Origin of the sequence: Gloeocapsa sp. DLM2.Bin57, from assembly GCA_007693955.1 — a bacterium.
Taxonomy (GTDB): Bacteria; Cyanobacteriota; Cyanobacteriia; order Cyanobacteriales; family Gloeocapsaceae; genus Gloeocapsa.
In genome coordinates, this window is record RECR01000029.1 from 1 (window position 1) to 18591 (window position 18591).

The 18591-nt window shown below is 35.8% G+C and carries 10 protein-coding genes; 2 read left to right on the forward strand and 8 right to left on the reverse strand.

What is annotated here, in order from left to right:
* Window positions 1-110 precede the first annotated feature (110 nt).
* Window positions 111-1916, reverse strand: a complete 1806-nt coding sequence (locus EA365_00875) for an ABC transporter ATP-binding protein (GenBank protein TVQ48885.1) — start codon at window positions 1914-1916, stop codon at window positions 111-113.
* 157 nt (window positions 1917-2073) lie between these two features.
* Between EA365_00875 and EA365_00880 the strand changes: the two genes are divergently transcribed.
* Both EA365_00880 and EA365_00885 read left to right on the forward strand, forming a co-directional pair.
* Entirely contained in the window at window positions 2074-2190 is a 117-nt protein-coding gene (locus EA365_00880; GenBank protein ID TVQ48886.1) for a photosystem II reaction center protein I, read from the forward strand.
* 67 nt (window positions 2191-2257) lie between these two features.
* Window positions 2258-4306, forward strand: coding sequence for a DUF3769 domain-containing protein (locus tag EA365_00885; GenBank protein TVQ48900.1), 2049 nt, complete (start codon window positions 2258-2260; stop codon window positions 4304-4306).
* Here EA365_00885 and EA365_00890 read toward each other — a convergent pair.
* The 7 genes from EA365_00890 to EA365_00920 form a co-directional block, all read right to left on the reverse strand.
* Entirely contained in the window at window positions 4303-7827 is a 3525-nt protein-coding gene (locus EA365_00890) for an EAL domain-containing protein (protein ID TVQ48887.1), read from the reverse strand. The two genes, EA365_00885 and EA365_00890, sit on opposite strands and share 4 nt — an antisense overlap.
* Window positions 7818-11816, reverse strand: coding sequence for a PAS domain S-box protein (locus tag EA365_00895; protein ID TVQ48888.1), 3999 nt, complete (start codon window positions 11814-11816; stop codon window positions 7818-7820). Before EA365_00895 ends, EA365_00890 begins: the two co-directional genes overlap by 10 nt.
* The gene (locus tag EA365_00900; protein ID TVQ48889.1) at window positions 11786-13147 is read right to left on the reverse strand and encodes a serine/threonine protein kinase; all 1362 of its coding nucleotides are present in this window, start codon (window positions 13145-13147) and stop codon (window positions 11786-11788) included. Before EA365_00900 ends, EA365_00895 begins: the two co-directional genes overlap by 31 nt.
* A gap of 154 nt (window positions 13148-13301) precedes the next feature.
* The gene (gene pyk, locus EA365_00905; protein ID TVQ48890.1) at window positions 13302-15068 is read right to left on the reverse strand and encodes a pyruvate kinase; all 1767 of its coding nucleotides are present in this window, start codon (window positions 15066-15068) and stop codon (window positions 13302-13304) included.
* Window positions 15069-15173: 105 nt separating this feature from the next.
* The gene (locus tag EA365_00910) at window positions 15174-16139 is read right to left on the reverse strand and encodes a hypothetical protein (protein ID TVQ48891.1); all 966 of its coding nucleotides are present in this window, start codon (window positions 16137-16139) and stop codon (window positions 15174-15176) included.
* Complete coding sequence (locus EA365_00915; protein TVQ48892.1) at window positions 16132-17085, reverse strand: hypothetical protein; 954 nt, start codon at window positions 17083-17085, stop codon at window positions 16132-16134. The genes EA365_00910 and EA365_00915 overlap by 8 nt, the downstream gene beginning before the upstream one ends.
* Before the next feature lie 44 nt (window positions 17086-17129).
* Window positions 17130-18587, reverse strand: coding sequence for an Apocarotenoid-15,15'-oxygenase (locus EA365_00920; GenBank protein TVQ48901.1), 1458 nt, complete (start codon window positions 18585-18587; stop codon window positions 17130-17132).
* Window positions 18588-18591: the final 4 nt, after the last annotated feature.

The following is an 18591-nucleotide window of genomic DNA, read 5'->3' on the forward strand; positions in this document are numbered from 1 at the left end:
TAATTAAAAAAGTGGGGATGGGCATCGCCTCACTCAAAAACGGTCAATCATCTCTGAAGGTGAAAGACAAGAAGCCTACACCATAATCTTTGATTCGCTGTAGGAGTATGTCACGTTAAACTAACACCAGCTTGATATCTACTCTCGTATTCTGAGACAACCTCGTCATAACTACCAATTTTAACTAGACGTCCTTTTTCTAGTAAACAAATGCGATCGCAATGACGTATAGTGCTTAAACGGTGCGCAATAATAATCAGAGTTTGATTTCCCGCTAAAGACTTAATCGCTTCGGTGATTAAACTTTCGGTTTGACTATCTAATGCAGAGGTAGCTTCATCGAGTACTAATACTTGTCGTTGGTGATACAATGCTCTGGCAATCCCAACTCTCTGACGTTGTCCACCCGATAACCTTACCCCTCTTTCTCCAACCTGTGTTTTAACACCATTAGGGAGACTAGTGACTAATTCTTCAAGTTCAGTCATTTTCAAAACTCGCGCTATTCTTTCCCTATCGATTAATTTTTCAGGAACACCAAAAGCGATATTTTTCTCAATCGTATCTTCAGTTAAAAAGATGGTTTGGGGTATATAACCTAATATATCTTGCCAACCTCGTAAATCTTCATAAATAGATACTCCATTAACTTTTAAATCGCCACTATCAGGTTGCAATAACCCCAAAATTACATCAATTAGAGTAGTTTTACCCGCACCTGATTTACCAATAATCCCGATAGATTCACCTTTTTTAAGCTGAAAAGATATATCTTGTAGAGATGGTTGTTCACTGCCAGGATAGGTATAGTCAACCTTAACTAGAGATAGTTCATCAAAAGAACTAGATAAATGCTTATGAGTTTCTGAGTTTTCTATTCCTTGTTTTTGTTCCTTGGTTAATTTCTCAATTTCTTTCAGTTTTAAATAAAGTACATCTAAAGTGTAACCTTGACTTTTAATCATCGTCAAACTGTTTAGGATTAGATTAAATGCAGGTGAAACTCGTACACCAGCTACCCCAAAAACACCCAGAATCGGAGTCAATTCTCTAACGTCTTGTTCTAGTACAGTTACTGATATACCTATAAATATAACTAAGGCGATAACTAAACTACTTTTAATAATAACTCCTGGTACTTGTTGTATAATGCCTACAAGCACATCAGCATTAATACATTTATCATACTGTTGTCTTACTTGGCTCTGAAAATAACTTTCGCAACCTATTACCCTAGTTTCTTTAAACCCTCCAAAGGTATGATTAATAGTAGAAATGTTTTTCTTTCTTTCTTCTACTCTTACTTTTCCTGCTTGTTTAACTTTATTATTAAGCCGGTTAATTACTACAAAGACAATAGATAAAACTCCGATAATAATCACTAAAAGAGTTGGACTGGTTTGAACTAGTATAAATAAAATGGCAAATAGCATAAAAGTATTGTTGATAATTTGCAAAATAGCAATTAAATTACCTCTGATAGAAGACTCACTTTCTTGAATAAAATTAGTTAAGGAAGCAGAACTTTCTGACAATATAAATTTATAGGGAACGTTTACATAATCTCCAAATAACCTTAAAACAACTTTTTTTTGTAAATATCCCGATATTTTAAGAGAAACGTATTGAGAAGATAAAAGAATAATAACTTGGGTAACTAATACTGCTATGACTACTACCGTTAGAAAAATAAGTTTTTGATTATAATTTTGTAAGTTAAGAAAAGAAAAAATGTTGTTCAGAAACTGAAGACTAGAAATTGTTTCAGGTTCGGTTACCATTCTAGTATAAGGACCGATAATAGCTACACCAATAAAATCAGCTATAGAACTAACAATAAAGACAACCAACAAAAGAAAAATTCTCTTATTTTCGTTGCCCAAAATATAGAAGATTTTCTGAAAATAGTTAATCATGCGGCAATAGTCTCTAACTTATCAACGAGAGTTTAACATATCATAGCCTAAAAAATAAAGATTTTTTAAGATTTAAGCTGAAATTCCTATATTATCAAGGCTTGACGAAAATATGATAAGATCCAATCTTGGACTCTAAATGATGGGAAATAACTCGATGCTAACCCTAAAAATCGTTGTGTATATAACTGTAGCCTTTTTTGTCGGTCTGTTTGTGTTTGGCTTTTTATCTAGTGATCCTGCGCGTAATCCAGGAAACAGAGATATAGAATAAGATCCAAAGTCTGTCAGGGGTGAGTTTTTATCGCCCCAATATTATCCAAAATCCATCTATCATAATAATGCTCTCACTGCTGTTATTAGCTCAAATCTCTGTAGATCAACCTGTAGTCGCTGCACCTGTTAGAGATGATACTCAAGTAATTAACTTAGATAAACAACCTAAAACAGTTCCTCTAATTAAGGAAGGTAAATCAATCCCTAGTGAAACAGAAGTTATTGAGGTAATTGAGGTAATCGCAGATCAACAAGAATTTAACCAAGAAGAACAAATTATTACTGCTAGGGGTAATGTAGAGATTAGGTTTCCTAGGGGAACTTTAACTGCTAATACTGTACAAATTAATCTGATTAATCGTCTAGCGGTAGCTCAAGGGGAAGTAGTATTTATTCGGGGAGACCAAATAATACGGGGAGAACGTTTTGAATATAACTTCTTTGAAGATAGAGGAGTGATTAAAAACCCTAGGGGGGAGATATTTCAACCAACGGTAGGGAGAGATTTTAGCCCTAATCTAGCTAGTGAAGATACTATCCCGACACAACCATTGAGCGATCGCCTCGAAGCTAATCAACCTCTTAGAAGGGTAGTGGGTAGAGATGGTTATCAATTTGTGTTAGGAAGCGTTAGAGACTTTAACCTGATCGGGGAAGGAAGATCATTACAAAGCGGTGGAAATGTTAACCGATTGCGCTTTGAAGCAGCTAAACTCGATTTTTACCCTTCGGGTTGGAGAGCAGAAGATATCCGTTTTACTAATGATCCTTTTTCTCCACCAGAATTAGAAGTAAGAGCAGATAGTGCTACTTTCAGACAGATTAACGAAGAGATAGGGGAGTTAACTACTAGTAGATCCCGTGTAGTGTTAGATCAAAGAACCAATCTGCCAATTTTGAATAATCGTCAGGTTTTTGATAGTCGTCCTCGTCGTCCTTCTGTTGTACAATTCAAGTTTGATGGAGAAGAAAGAGGGGGTTTATATGTTGAAAGAAGGATTGAGTTAGTTAATACCGAGAGAGTTAGGTTTGCTGTCTCTCCTCAATATTTACTGCAAAAAGCTATTTTTCCTGATTCTTTTACCGTTACTAATAGTACCGAGTTAGACGAACAAGGGGGATTATTTAACCCGGCTGTTTTTGGTTTCAACACGGTGTTAGAAGCTGATGTTGCACCGCGTACTGATGTTATCGCTACAACTGATTTACCTAGTTTAGAATTGTCGGATCTTAATAATAAGCTGAGAGCGAAATTAGCCTTAATTCGGGAATTAGGGGATATTGAGCGTCCTTACTTGTTAAATTTTGAGTATAATTATCGTGAACGTCTCTTTAATGGTTCTTTAGGATTCCAAACGGTACAAAGTAGCATAGGTGCGGTTTTGGTTTCTCCCAATATACCCCTAGGAAATAGTGGGATTAATTTTAGCTATCAGGTAGGTTTACAAAATATTCAAGCAGAAAGCGATCGCTTAGAGTTAATCGGTAATGATCCAGATGATGATAATTTAACTACTTTGGTGCGTTTTCAAACTGCTGCTTCTTTGAGTAGAGATTTTTATCTGTGGCAAGGAGAAGCACTCGAAGCTACAGCAGAAGCAGGTTTACGTTATACTCCCGTACCTGTGCGACCTTTTTTAAAGCTCAACACAGGTGTAACTGGAGTAACTAGTATTTATGGTAATGGGGATTCTCAACCATCTTTAAGATTGAGTGTGGGTATCCAAGGACAAGTGGGTCATTTTTCTCGTCCTTTTTTAGATTATACTGGATTTAATCTCCGCTTTAGTCAAGGAATCAGGGGAGATACTTCCCCTTTCCTCTTTGATCGCTTTGTGGATACGAGTACTATTTCTTTTGGTATCACTCAACAAATCTATGGACCGATACGTATCGGGGTACAAAGTTCTTTTAGTTTAAATCAAGATGATGAGATTAGTACTGATTATATCTTAGAATATAGTCGCAGAACTTATAATATCTATTTACGTTATAATCCTGTTTTACAAATTGGTTCTCTCAGTTTAAGGATAAGTGATTTTAATTGGACTGGTAATCCTGATCCTTTTGGAGGAAATAATATTCAACCAGTTATTCAAGGGGTTACTCGTTAACTTGTTGACTTTTCTTGTAAATAAGCTTCTACAGCTTCTACTGATAAGGGTTTAGCGATTAAATAACCTTGACCTTGATCACACCCAATAGATTTGAGAAACTCTAATTGTGACTTGGTTTCTATTCCTTCTGCGACGGTATCTAACCCTAAACTATGGGCTAAATTAATAATAATTTTAATGATTTGTACACTCTCAACGCTGTTATCTAAACCATTGACAAAACTGCGATCGATTTTTAAGGTATTAACGGGGAATTTGTGTAAATAACTCAGAGATGAATAACCTGTACCAAAATCATCAATACATATTCGCAGATTTCTCTCACGAAGTTTTTGTAGTAAGTTAATAGCGTGCTCTACTTGCTCCATAAACAAACTTTCGGTAATCTCTAACTTAATAAACTCTGGTTTTATTTTGGTTTCGGTTAATATTTTATCAATCGCTGTAATTAGATTAGGATGGTGAAATTGTCTTGCTGACAGATTGATGTTTAATTTTAACTTACTGTATTGGGGAAATTGTTTGTGCCATTTTTGTAGCTGTTCACAACCTGCACGAAATATCCATAAGCCAATGGGAACGATTAAACCAGTTTCTTCAGCAATAGTGATAAAATCTCCTGGAAATAGCAAACCCTGAGTGGGATGTTGTAAACGCACAAGAGATTCAAAACCTAAGACTTTACCACTAACTAGAGAAATTATGGGTTGATAGTGCAAAACAAAGTTATTATTTTCTAAAGCGTAGCGTAAATCTAACTCTCTCTCTAAGCGATTTAAAGCTATAGCGTGCATTTCTTGGTTAAAGATAGCATGATTATTCTTACCCATGGCTTTAGCACGATTTAAAGCGGTATCAGCGTTACGCATCAACATCTCTGGAGAGACTGAATCTAAATCACTAAAAGTTATCCCGATACTGGTTTTGACAAAAACTTCGGAATTATCCCCAATCTTAAAGGGTTTTTCTAAACAATCTTGAATTTTGGTGACGGTGGCGATCGCCTCTTCTAAATTTGAAGCATTCTCTAAGAGTATCCCAAACTCATCTCCTCCTAATCTAGCGATAAAATCTGTTGGCTCTATCACCATTTTTAACCTTATGGCTATTTCTTGGAGTAATTGATCGCCTAAAGTATGTCCTAAACCATCGTTAACTACCTTAAACTCGTCTAGATCTAAAATCAAAACTGCAAAACAGTATTGCTCGTTTTTTTGTCCTAGAGTTTGACAGATATATTCTAGATGAGATAAGAAAAAATCCCGATTAGGTAAACTAGTCAGATTGTCGTAAAAAATGCGATGTTGTAGGTCGGTTTCTGCTTGTTTCTTGGCGGTAATATCTGTTTCTATTCCATCAATACGTATGATTTCTTTTTGATTATTATAAACAGCCCAAGAACGAGAATACATCCAGCGACAAATTTGTTCAGAGTCTAGGATTCGATAAACGAACTCAATTTTACCTCTGTTTTTCACTAATTCTAGTTGATTGCGCACAAATTCCCTATCTTCTGGGTGAATCATTTCCAACCATAACTGTTTATTGTCAAACAATTGTTGAGGAGAATAACCAAAGATTTTAGCAGCAGCTTGATTAATATAAACTAAGTGAAAATTTATAGGGTCAGCAGACCACACTACATCTTCAAGAGAGCCTAAAATACTCTGGAGACGTTCTTCGTTTTTTTGTAACTTTTCTTCTGCTTGTTTACGTTCGGTAATATTTCTAAGAGAAACTAAATAAGCATCCTGATTTTGCCAGTAGATAGTTTCTACCTGCATTTCGGCGATGGTGATATCTCCATTAGGGCGTAATAAATAAATATCTGTGCTTTTACCATTAACTATAGGTAAACCTAGATGATACTGCTCTAACTCTTTTTCACTACGACCAAGTAGATACACAGCTTGAGGATTAAAAAATAAAATCTCTCCCCCTTCATTGACTACTAAAATAGCGTCAGAAATGGTGTTAATAATCTTACTGAGGAATTCTTCTTTAGCATCTAATTGAATCTGTAGTTGTTGTTGTTCGGTTAAATCATAAGCAATAGCACTTAAACCGATTACTTTACCCTCTTCATCCCGTAGCGGATTAGCTTTATTCAGATAAACCCTTCCGTTAACTATAACTTGCCAAATGCGATCGTTACCTTCTAGCACTTGAGAAATAGGATTAACTATCTCGGGATAATCCCTATAGATAGTAAACACTGATTCTCCTATAGCTGGTTTTAAATATAAATGCTCTAATCCTTGTCCATCAGAAAGGGTAAAATTTCCTTTTTCATCTAAAGCATAAATAATAACTGGTAGATTGTTAACAATTTTCTTGACTAGTTGTTGATTCTCTTCTAAAGCTAATAATATTTGTTTCTGTTGAGTCATATCTCTAGCTACAGCGTAGATTAAGCCTGTTTCTAGACTTGCTGTTGCTTGCCAAGCTAAATGACGATAGGTTCCATCTGCGTGACGATAGCGATTTTCTAACATTACTGCTGTTTCTTCCCCTGTGACTAGTTTAGTCATCTTTTCTGTAGTTAGTTGATGATCATCGGGGTGGATAAAGTCTAGATAGGGAGTAGTTAGTAACTTTGATTCGCTATAACCGAGAGTTTTTGACCAAGCGGGGTTTAAACGTCGAAAATAACCGTTAAAATCTGCTAGACAACATAAATCTTCTATTTGTATAAACAGACGCTCTATTTCTTCCTCAGCTTGGTTACGCGCTTCTTTCTGTTGTTCTATTTTTTGCAATAAATGGATAGTTCCTCCTAATAAACCTCCGCTTAATATTCCTCCTATTAAAACGCTTTGAGTTAGGATATTCTGTTTAGTACGATTAGGGGTGTTTACCAAGCCTACTCTTAATTCCCATTGGTTTTCTGGTAGTTGAATAGTTTGTTTGACTGGAGCTATTTGCTCGTTTTGTGTGGCAATTATTTTACTTTCATAAATTTTATGACCTTGCTTTGATAAGTATATATAATAATGGGGTAAATGATGCTCTAATGAGTGAATAAATTTTTCTAGATTAACTAGAGCTACGAGAAATTCTCGACTATTTTTAGGTACATAGATTAAAAAATATCTTTCTTCAACTAATAAGGTAAAGGTTGGGGTAATTTTGCTTTGATTACTCTGAGGTAATTTGGCTTGCATAATCGGGTTGACAATATCTTGACAATCACATTCTAATAAGTAATTCATTTCTTGATTTTGAGCAATAACTGCTATTCCTTGAATCCCGGGAAATTCTTGAACAATGCTACTTATTTCTTCTGATTTAGTTTCCGTGGCAACTAAATTGGTTAAGCTAGCGACAATTTCTCCTGTTCCTAATTCTAATTCTCTTTGAATACTACTGCTAATAATCTCTAGCTCTTGTTGGCTTTCTTTTAATCTTAATTGTTTTAAATTGTGCCAAACTACCAGACTTAATATGCTGATAATGATGGCAATACCAGCAGGAAAATAAGGCTTTTTTTGCCAGGATTTCAAGATATTTAAATCCATACCCAACCCTCCTGCTGAATTCTTGATTCGACGATCGCCGCTTCTAAAGGACGAGAGAATAAATACCCTTGTCCATATTCACAACCACAAGATTTTAAAAAAGAATATTGTTTTCTAGTTTCGATTCCCTCGGCGATTACTTTGATATTCAAACTATGAGCTAGAGCAATAATTCCTTTTATAATCGCTATTTTATCTGATTGTTCATCAATCCGCCTCACAAAAGATTGATCTACTTTTAAAATATTAATGGGGAAGTCGTGTAAATAAGATAAGGAAGAATAACCTGTACCAAAATCATCTAAACAGAGAGATATTCCTTTGTTTTTCAGATTTTCTAACATAGTAATACTACTACTTTCATTCTCCATCAGCACAGTTTCGGTGATTTCTAATTTAAGCAGATGATGTTCAATTTGGGTATCTTGAAGAATAGTTTCGATATTAGCTACTAAATTAGCTTCCTTTAGCTGTCTTCCCGAGACATTGACACTCATAGTCAGAGATTCAGCTGCTGGGTATTTTTTTTGCCAGATTTGCAGTTGTAAACAAGCTTCTCGTAAAATCCATTCACCAATATTGACTATTAAACCCGTTTCTTCTGCAACAGGTATAAAATCTGCGGGTGATGTTAAACCATATTGGGGATGATACCAACGCACCAAAGCTTCAAATCCTACTAGTGTTTCTGTTGCCAAAGATAAAATTGGTTGATAATAAAGACATAATTCGTTTTTTTCGATCGCTTTGCGCAATTCGGTTTCTAAACGTACGCGGTTTAATAATTCGTCGTGCATAGTAGGGATGAATACTTGATAACCTCCTCTCCCATTTTCTTTCACTTTATACATACTTAAATCTGCGTCTCGTAATAAATCCGTGGCGCTTTCATAACCAATGGAGCTAAAGGTTATGCCAATACTAACACCTGTAAAGATTTCCTGTCCATTAATATTAAAGGGTTTTTGCAATCTATGCTGAATGCGTTTAGCTATAGCGATGGCGTCTTCTTGGTGGTTGAGATGATCTAATAAGATAGCGAATTCATCCCCACTGAGTCTGACAAGAATATCATTTTGGCGTAAACAATTTTTGACTCTCTGAGCAAAACTGATTAACAGGCGATCGCCTATTTGATGTCCATAACCATCATTGACGTCTTTAAAACGATCTAAATCTAAAAATAATACCGCAAAAAGATAATCAGGATTTAATTTAGACTGTTCTAGAGAATCGTGTAATAATTCTGTAAATAAAACTCGATTAGGTAGTTTGGTTAAGGAGTCATAATAAGCGTTATAGATTAATCTTTTTTCCAGGGTTTGTTGTTCTGTAATATCATTGATACAGATAACTACTCCCCTGATTTCTCCTGTTTCGTTTTGTAAAGGTGCACCATTAACTGATAAAAATCTGACCGTATAATCGGGCCATTCTATGGTATGTAAGACTTCAAATACTGGTTTTTGGGTACGCATCACCATACTAAAGGGTAACTCCTCTTCAGATAGAGGATTGCCGTCAAAATCTTTGATTTTCCAGGTATCAGGATTATAATAAGATGCTAACAAGTCTTCTTTAGCAATCGCTAAGATTTCTTCTGCTCTTACATTAGCAAAGATAATTTTACCTTGCAAGCCTAATACCATAATTGCTGCTACACTAGTTTGAGTAATCCCATTGAGTAAGTCTCTTTCTTGTCTGAGTTGTTCTTCTATTTGTTTACGGTCGGTTATGTCTGTAACAATGCCATCAATTCTGAGCGGATTACCTAAACTATCATAAATAAATTGAGCGCGATCGCGTATCCATATAATTTCTCCATCAGATCTAATAATCCTATATTCTAAATCTTTACTTGTCCTTTTGCGTAAAAATTCTCCTGAAACTTTTTTGACTTTCTCGGCATCTTCTGGGTAAATTAAATCTAACCATAGGTTGCGATTCTCAATAAACTGATTGACTGAATAACCGTAAATATCCCCTAATGTGCTATTAATATAAAGTACTTGATGATTTTTAATATCAATTGACCATACCCCATCTTTTAGTGAACCTAAAATGCTATTAAATCTTTTCTCATTAGCTAATTTTACTTTTTCTACTTCTTGACTATGTAAGAGTTTACCGATACTTTCAGCCATTAATTCTACGATTTGACATTCATTAGGGCTAAAATTGTCTGCTCTCATTTTATTACTCCAAAAACTCAAGATTCCATAAATTTTACCATTAACCCAAATAGGTGTACCGATATAATTTTCTAGTTTCCATTTTTGGTAAGCTTGATGTTGATTTAACTCGGGATTATTCCCAATCTGATTATAAGAGATGGTTTGTTCTTTTTCCTTAACTTGATTGCAGAAAGTATCTTCTACAGGAACAATTATACTGGTATTAAGCTGTAAATTATTAGAATAGACAGTATTAATTTTATAATAACCTTGATTAACTTCAGTAATGATTCCTGTACTGAGTCTGAGGATATGACAACCTGTTTCTAGATAATTGAATAATAAGATTTTAAAATCGTAATGAGGTTGAGTACTAGCTTTATGAAGGTATTTAAGACTACGATTAAAGTTTTCTAATTCAGTTTCTAGCTGTTTGCGTTGAGTGATATCGATAATTACAGCAATAAAATAGGAATCTTGCTCTTGTGCTTCTTTAACCAAGGATACTGTAACTTGACCCCAAACTATCGAACCATCCTGATGTAGATAACGTTTTTCTTGAGTAAAAGTGGGTAATTGATTATTAAGAAGTTGTTGATAGAGATGCTCGCTAATTTCTAAGTCATCGGGATGGGTAATATGTTTAAAATTGATATTTAGTAATTCTGTGGGGGTATAACCCCAAATTTGACTAGCTTTTTCGTTAACTCTGAGGAAAGTTCCATCTAAGGATATTTGGGCAATTCCTACCGCTGCTTGTTCAAAAATAGCCCGAAAACGAGACTCACTAGCTTGGAGTTTTTCTGTAGCCATTTTCTTACTAGTAATATCGTTTTGGATACCTAAAAAGTGAGTCAAACAACCATGGCGATCGCGAATCGGAATTATACTTAATTCATTCCAAAACAATGTACCATCTTTACGATAATTGCGCAGAATTTGATGACATTCTTTTTCTTCAATAATAGCTTTACGTATGGCTGTTAATTCTGGTTGTTGATTATCTCCCTGTTGTAAAAAGCGACAATTTTTACCTATCACTTCTTCTGATGGGTAACCTGTAATTTCTGTAAAACTTTTATTGACATAGATAATGGGATTTTCTAATTCTAGAGCATCGGTAATGGTAATACCATTGGAGCTAGCATCAACTGCTCTTTTGAATAAGGCTAAGTTTTCTTGTTGTTGCTGATTATTGAAAACAAAAGTTAATAAATGACTGATAGACAATAAATAATCTATTTCTTCTTGGTTAAAATTGCGATTCTCTTGACTATATACCCCCAATAAACCGTATTTATGTGCATCTTTGCTAATGGTTACGGTTATACCACTAATTATATAGTGATTATCTAAGAGAGGGCCACCCCTAAAGCGAGTTTCGATAGGTAAATCTCTAAAAATTACTGGTTCTGGTTGCGCTAAAGTATAACCAAATAAATTATTAACAGAAGCACTAACTGTGGCTGCTCCTACTAATCCCGATTTCCAACCATAACCTGCTTTTAAAAATAGCACGCATTGGTTAGGTAATAACTCCAAAATCTGTATATAATCTACTTTTAAGCTTGTGACTAGTTCGGGAATAATCTTCTCAATAAAATCATCGATATCAGTTTCATTTACAGCTTGTTTAGTAATCGCTGTCAAGTTTAATTTTTTTTCTGTAACTCTTACTTCTGTTTTTTTCCCACGTTTTTTCATGGTCATCATCAACTTAATCAGAATTAAAATAATAATAAAGGCTAATATATTTAAATAGATAGGTAAAGTGTATTCTAACATTATTTTTTCGTTTTTACCAATTCTAACCAATCATTTATAGAGTTAATCAACCAGAGACATTCATCTTCCCTAAGAGCTTGACCTATCAAGAATTTATCGGTTTCTGTTTCCAGTATTATCTCATAGATACCTGTTCTTTTTTTTAATTTAACATCGGTTATCTCTCTTAAATCTAGCCTTTTACCCCCATAAACCAAACCCAAACTTTGTCTAATTAATTCTACCTTTTCCAAGTCTAGATAAAGATCCATGCGTTCCCCATAGATAAGTAATAATTTAGCTGTAATAATTGAAAAGAATACTAACTGTAATCCAATGGTGTAAGCAATTATAGCAAGACTCATTAAAATAATCAGCATACTAATGGGAGAAACTTCATTTAACTCCCCAATAATCCGAGCAAAAATTCTTTTTTCTACTGACCAAAAATCGGGGTCAATAATTTTAGCTAACCTACGATAACCTCCTGCGGGTAGAAAAATAGACAACTTATCGGAAGATTCAATTAACTGAATGCGAGTATAAGCAGGTCTTTGATTATGAGTAAAATTATGCTTAACTAGAGGTTTAGTAAGAGCAAGAAGAGCTGCTGAGGCGTTTTGAAACCTTTGTTCTACTTCTGGAGCGGTACATTTATTGAGCCAATGGAGTAAACTAGCAGAAATATTGACTTGATCGGCGAAGATAATGCGAGAGTTTTTTTTAGGTAAATTAGCTGGTGCAATTCCCGTGAGTAAATGAATCAGGGTAGCACCGAGAGCATAGATATCAGAAGCAGGTACAGCTTTTCCCCAAAACTGCTCTAAGGGGGTATAACCACTACTACCTACCACGGTAAAAGTAGAATTATCCTGATTAGATTGAGCTTGAACCGCTCCAAAGTCAATTAGATAAATTTGACCATATGGTCCTTGAATTAAGTTACTAGGTTTAATATCTCTATGCAAGACTTGGGGGAATAAATTATGGAGATATTCAAGGATTTCTAAAATTGCGATGGCTAGAGAGCGTATATCTGTTTCAGTTAAGCGTACTTGTTGTGCTAATAATTCTTGTAGAGAGAAACCAGGTATATAGTCTTGTACAATGGCAAACCAGGTAACTCCTTGCTCGTCTATTTCAAAGTAATCCCGATAGTGAGGGATGCGAGGGTGATTAAGTTGTTGTAGGATTTTAGCTTCTCGTTCAAATAATTTAAAGTCTTCCCAACGCATTTGAGGGTTAAAAGCCAAGAGTTTTACGGTGACAAAATCCATTTTGGTGAGATCTTCGGCGAACCAAGTTTGACGCCCCCCCGAGTTGCGCCCTAGCTGTTTAGCTATTTTGTAGCGATTTTCTAGGATTTGTTCAGACTTAAACACTTTTACGGCTTATTTAAACATATTATCCCTATTTTATCTTATAGATTTATTTCTCTTATCAAGTATAACTATAACTTTACATATTTATAGACAGGACTCAGGAGGGAAATCCACCCTAAGTCTAGGTTTCACTCCATAATCAATGAGAGATCCGTTAATTTTTACCCTTCAACCCTGAATAAACCAAACCACGATTAATATCAAGAGTAATGATTGCACCATCGCGGACAACTTGAGTGGCGTTTTCAAACCCAACGATGACAGGAATGCCTAAGCGTAGGCAAATCTGAGCACCGTGACTATTAAAACGACCTACTTCTGTTACCACGCCTGAAGCATGACGAATCATATCTACGTATTCAGCACTAGTGGTAGAAACAACTAGAATATCTCCAGGGGTAAAATGGGTAATTTCTTTAGGGTGATGAGCAACTCTAGCTCTAGCAGTAACCATACCTTTACCAATACCTACGCCTTTACCGAGGACAGATTTAACTACTTCTACTTTAATTAAATCCGTAGATCCCGAGACACCTTGAAGAGTTCCTGCTGTCATAACTACTAAATCACCGTTAGAAAGTAGTTCTTTTTCTTGAGCGACATTGAGTGCTGCTGCAAAAGTTTCGGTGTTGTTGGCTAAATCCAGTACTAATAGAGGTTTAACACCCCAAACTAGTTGTAGCTGTCTAGCGACGCTAACGTGGGGGGTAATGGCTAAAATTGGTTTTTGGGGACGGAATTTAGAGACGTTGCGAGCGGTAGCACCGGTTTTAGTTAGGGTCATAATTGCTGCTACGTCTAATTGTTGAGCGATTTGACTAACTGCTCCTGAAATAGCGTTAGGAATAGATGATTTATTAACGGGGTATTGTTTACTACTAAACTCTTCACGTTCGATCCGTTCAGCGATGGTAGCCATAGTAGATACAGCTTCCACGGGATATTTACCAACTGCGGTTTCATTGGAGAGCATGACTGCGTCTGTCCCGTCTAGTATAGCATTAGCTACGTCGGAAACTTCAGCTCGGGTTGGTCGAGGGTTATTAGCCATACTATCGAGCATTTGGGTAGCGGTAATGACGGGTATTCCTAATTGATTAGCAGTAGCAATCAGACGTTTTTGTAAGATGGGTACGTCTTCTGGTGGTAATTCTACTCCTAAATCTCCACGGGCGACCATGACTCCATCGCAGAGAGAGAGAATTTCCTGCATTTGTTCGATCGCTTCGTGTTTTTCGATTTTAGCGATTACGGGGACTGACTTACTGGCGTTGGCGATAATTTCTTTAATTTCTAGAATGTCTTGGGGATTGCGAACAAAGCTTAAGGCTACCCAATCTACACCTTGATCTAAACCGAACATCAGATCTTTTTTATCTTTTTCGGTTAAAGCTTTTACAGATAGATAGACTCCTGGAAAGTTGACCCCTTTATTACTAGATAGTACTCCACCGACTATAACCCGACAATGTAATTCTTTGGCGTCGATTTTTACGGATTCCACGAGCATTTCTACTTTACCATCATCAAGTAGGATTCTTGCTCCTGTTGGTACTTCTTCGGCTAGGTATTCATAACTTATAGAGCTAATTTCTGAGTTACATTCTACTGGATGACTAGTTAAAATAAAGCGATCGCCTGGTTTAAGGACAATATCTCCCTGTTTAAATACTCCTAGACGGATTTTTGGTCCTTGTAAATCTTGTAAAATTGCTACTGGTTGGGCTAATTCATAAGCTGTTTGGCGAATTAAGCGAATACTTTGTTCGTGTACTTCATGACTTCCGTGAGAGAAATTCAATCTTAGGGTTGTTGCTCCTGCTTGAATCATTTGGCGTAGTATCCCTGGATCTTTACTCGCAGGTCCTAAGGTTGCTACTATTTTGGTTTTACAGGGAAGATTGTGCGTAGAATTAAACATATATTTTTTTATAGCCTTGTCTTCAATATTCTATTAACAACATACTGTGACGTATCGCTTTCCTTTAATATTTTACTAGCAATAGTTACTAACTCACAAGAGATGCTAATCTATCATTCTTGAATCATATCGTGATAAAGTAATTAAATCCTCTATATTAACCTGCATAGTTCGACAAATCTGATCCAGTGGTAAATCATTGGGATCATAGCCAAAAGGATCTTCGATTTCCACCCCAATTTCTTCGATTCCAAACACAGCAAAACTAATTAACCCCACAAAAGGTGCTGTTAACCATAATAATTCACTAACTACTTGAAAAGGAATGGTTAAACAATATAGTAATACTAACTGTCTTAAATGAATTGTATAAGCTTTAGGTACAGGCGTTTTCAGGATTCTTTCACAACCGCCGAGACAATCTACTAATACATCTACTAATTTAGTTAGACTAACCAACTGATAAGTATTGAGGCGATTTTCCTCTTGTTGTCTTTGTAAATAATCAGTTAACCAGAAGGCTATTTCTAGGGGAGGATGATTCATCTGTTGCAGTTTATTAAACCATTCTAGAGGCATTAAGTTAGCTAATTCTGAGTTGATTTTTTCTGAACGTAAGTGTAATTTAGTAGCTACGGCAAAAGCAACTATTAAGCGTAAAGCCTTGATTTTTTCTTCTCTGTGACTAGGTTTATTCTCGGCAATATAAATCAAAATACCCCTAGCTAAATTGCGAGTCGTATTAACCATCATTCCCCATAATTTACGACCTTCCCAAAAGCGTTCATAAGCGGTATTTGTCCGAAAAACTAACAATAAACCTAGAACAATAGTTGGCACAAGACTATTAAGTATGTGCAGAGAAACTGCTGTTATTCCTAAGTTATATAAACCAGAAATAAATAAACCAAAAAAACTGCAAAATAAAACTCTCGGGAAAATAGCGGGAATAACTGAAAATTGTAACTTTAAGATTAATCTAAACCAACTTGTTCTGTCTGAGTAACTATCGTGCCAATTTTGAGTAGTTTTAATTAATAAGCGATCGCGCAGTTTATTTAAGTTAAACATTTTGAGGATCTAAATTCATTAAATCTCTAATATTAATTTTCATCGTAGAACAAATTTGATCCAAAGCTAAATCATTATGATCATGACCAAAAGGATTCTCTATCTCAATCCCAATTTCTTCGATTCCAAACACGGCAAAACTCACAAAACTCACAAAAAATGGGGTTAGCCATAATAATTCATTAACCACTTGAAAAGGTAAACTCAAGCAATATAATAACGCCAATTGTCTGAGGTGAATACTATAGGTTAAAGGGAGAGGTGTTTTGAGGATTCTTTCACAACCACCTAAACAATCTACCATAATATCTAATAATTTAGTTAAAGAAACCATTTGGAGAATAATTAAACGTCCCTCATCGTATTCTTTTTGGAAATAGTCAGCTAACCAGAAAGCTATCTTCAAAGGACGATGATTGACAGCTTTTAACTCTGTTAAATATTCTGGAGGTACTAATTCTACTAACTCTTGATTAACATCTTCTGAACGTAAATGTAACTTAGTCGCTACTGAAAAAGCAGCTATTAATTTTAAAGCTTTAACTTTTTCCTTTCTGTGGTTAGGTTTATTGTCAGGGATAGTTACCCAAATAAACCTCGCTAAATTTCTACTCGTGCTAACTAGACGTTCCCATAATTTACGACCTTCCCAAAAGCGATCATAAGCGGTATTAGTCCGAAAAACTAATAGTAAACCCAAGACAATAGTAGGAACAAGACCATTGAGAGTATCTAAAGAAACCTTTTCAATACCTAAAGAATATAACCAGGAAATTAATAAAGCGAAACTAAAACATAAAATAACTCTAGGTAAAATAGCGGGAATAACCGAAGCTTTTAATTTTAAAATTAATCTAAACCAGTTTCTTCTTTCCCTATAGGTATTATGAACTTCATGACTAGTTTTCACCAGCAGGCGATCGCGAATCTTTTCCAAATTAAACATAAACTATTAAGGGTGCTTAGCGCACCCTGAGAATCACAACATGATTAGAAAATAACAGGAGTCCAACTTCCATGTAGTCCGTAAGGTATATGATGCTTTAATTCTAAACAAGCCACAGTAGCTAGATTAGTAGCATCTAAAATTACTAAATCAGAAGCGTGTCTTTGGGCATTATAAACTACAGTCATCAACCAGCCATCATCTTCTTGAGTTGCGTTGGGTTTAGCAATGAAAATCGGTTCACTGACAAAACCTTTAGGTGCAAAAGAAGAGATCAGACGATCGCCAGTTGATAGGTCAATTTTGACGATCGCTTGTAGAGGAGCGTTACCCGTCTCATTATGAGCTGCACCCATATAGACATAACGATAATCTCTCCCCACGCGATCGCTTTTAAGGGTAGGAAACTCACAACAGCGACTTTCGAGGATTTCACTACTCACCTCTTTACTAGTTAAATTTAGACGAAAACGCCATAATTGACCAGGATCTAAACTATCAAAATCCACACCCTGATAACTACTACTAGGATCTATTTGAGGTAGAGACTGATAACAGATAGAATCGAGACACACAGTATCTCCCTCTTCAAAAGCGTTAGCATGGTGAAAGACAAAACCTGCGTTCACCTCTAAAACCTTAACATCTAAATGGGGAGGTTGACGAGGAATCAAGATAATCTTAGTAGGTTGTCCTGATTGAAAATTAACACATTCTCCCGCACCTTTTAAACCCAACAGAAAAGGAAGAGGATTATAGCTAACCGCATTTTGGAAGAAAATACAGTAATTCGGGGTAATAGCGAAGTCATGAATAAAAGCAAAACCAGGGGTAATATGTTCATAACGACGCAACAATTTACCTTCAGGATTCAATTCATAAACGATAATCTTAGTAGATAAACCAGGTTTAATGGCGAAATTAACTAAACAGGGTTTACCACCGTCTAACTCGCAACTAGGATCGATACGGGGATGAGCCGCGAAAGCGTCGCCTGGTTGTAAAATACCATCTAGATCGTCTAATCCCAAAGTAGCTAAATTTTGAGGATCGAGACGATGGGGTTCAGCAGCTTCCCAAAGAGCGAGTAATTTACCACCCCAATAGATAATATTGGTATTAGCGATATTTTTTAGCTTCAAATTGAAGATATTGCTCAACCATCCCCCCGGTTTTTGTGTTCCAAAGACACCCCGATAGAGAATTTTACCCGCTTTTTGTTCAGCTAGATAACCTTCAGTTTTAACAAAAGCACTGCGAAAATGAGCTTTACCGTTATTAAAACTAATCGCGGAAATCATCCCATCACCATCAAAAGGATGACGAATGGGAATACCATTGATATCGAGTAAACCAGGACCATTACGAAACAATGTCCCCTGTAACTCACTAGGGATTGTTCCTTGGATACTGGTGATAGAATAGTCGTATTCCTGGGGTTGAGATTGATACCCTTTTAACCAATCTTCGCGATTATAGGATTTTTCCTGGATAGTCTGCATAGTT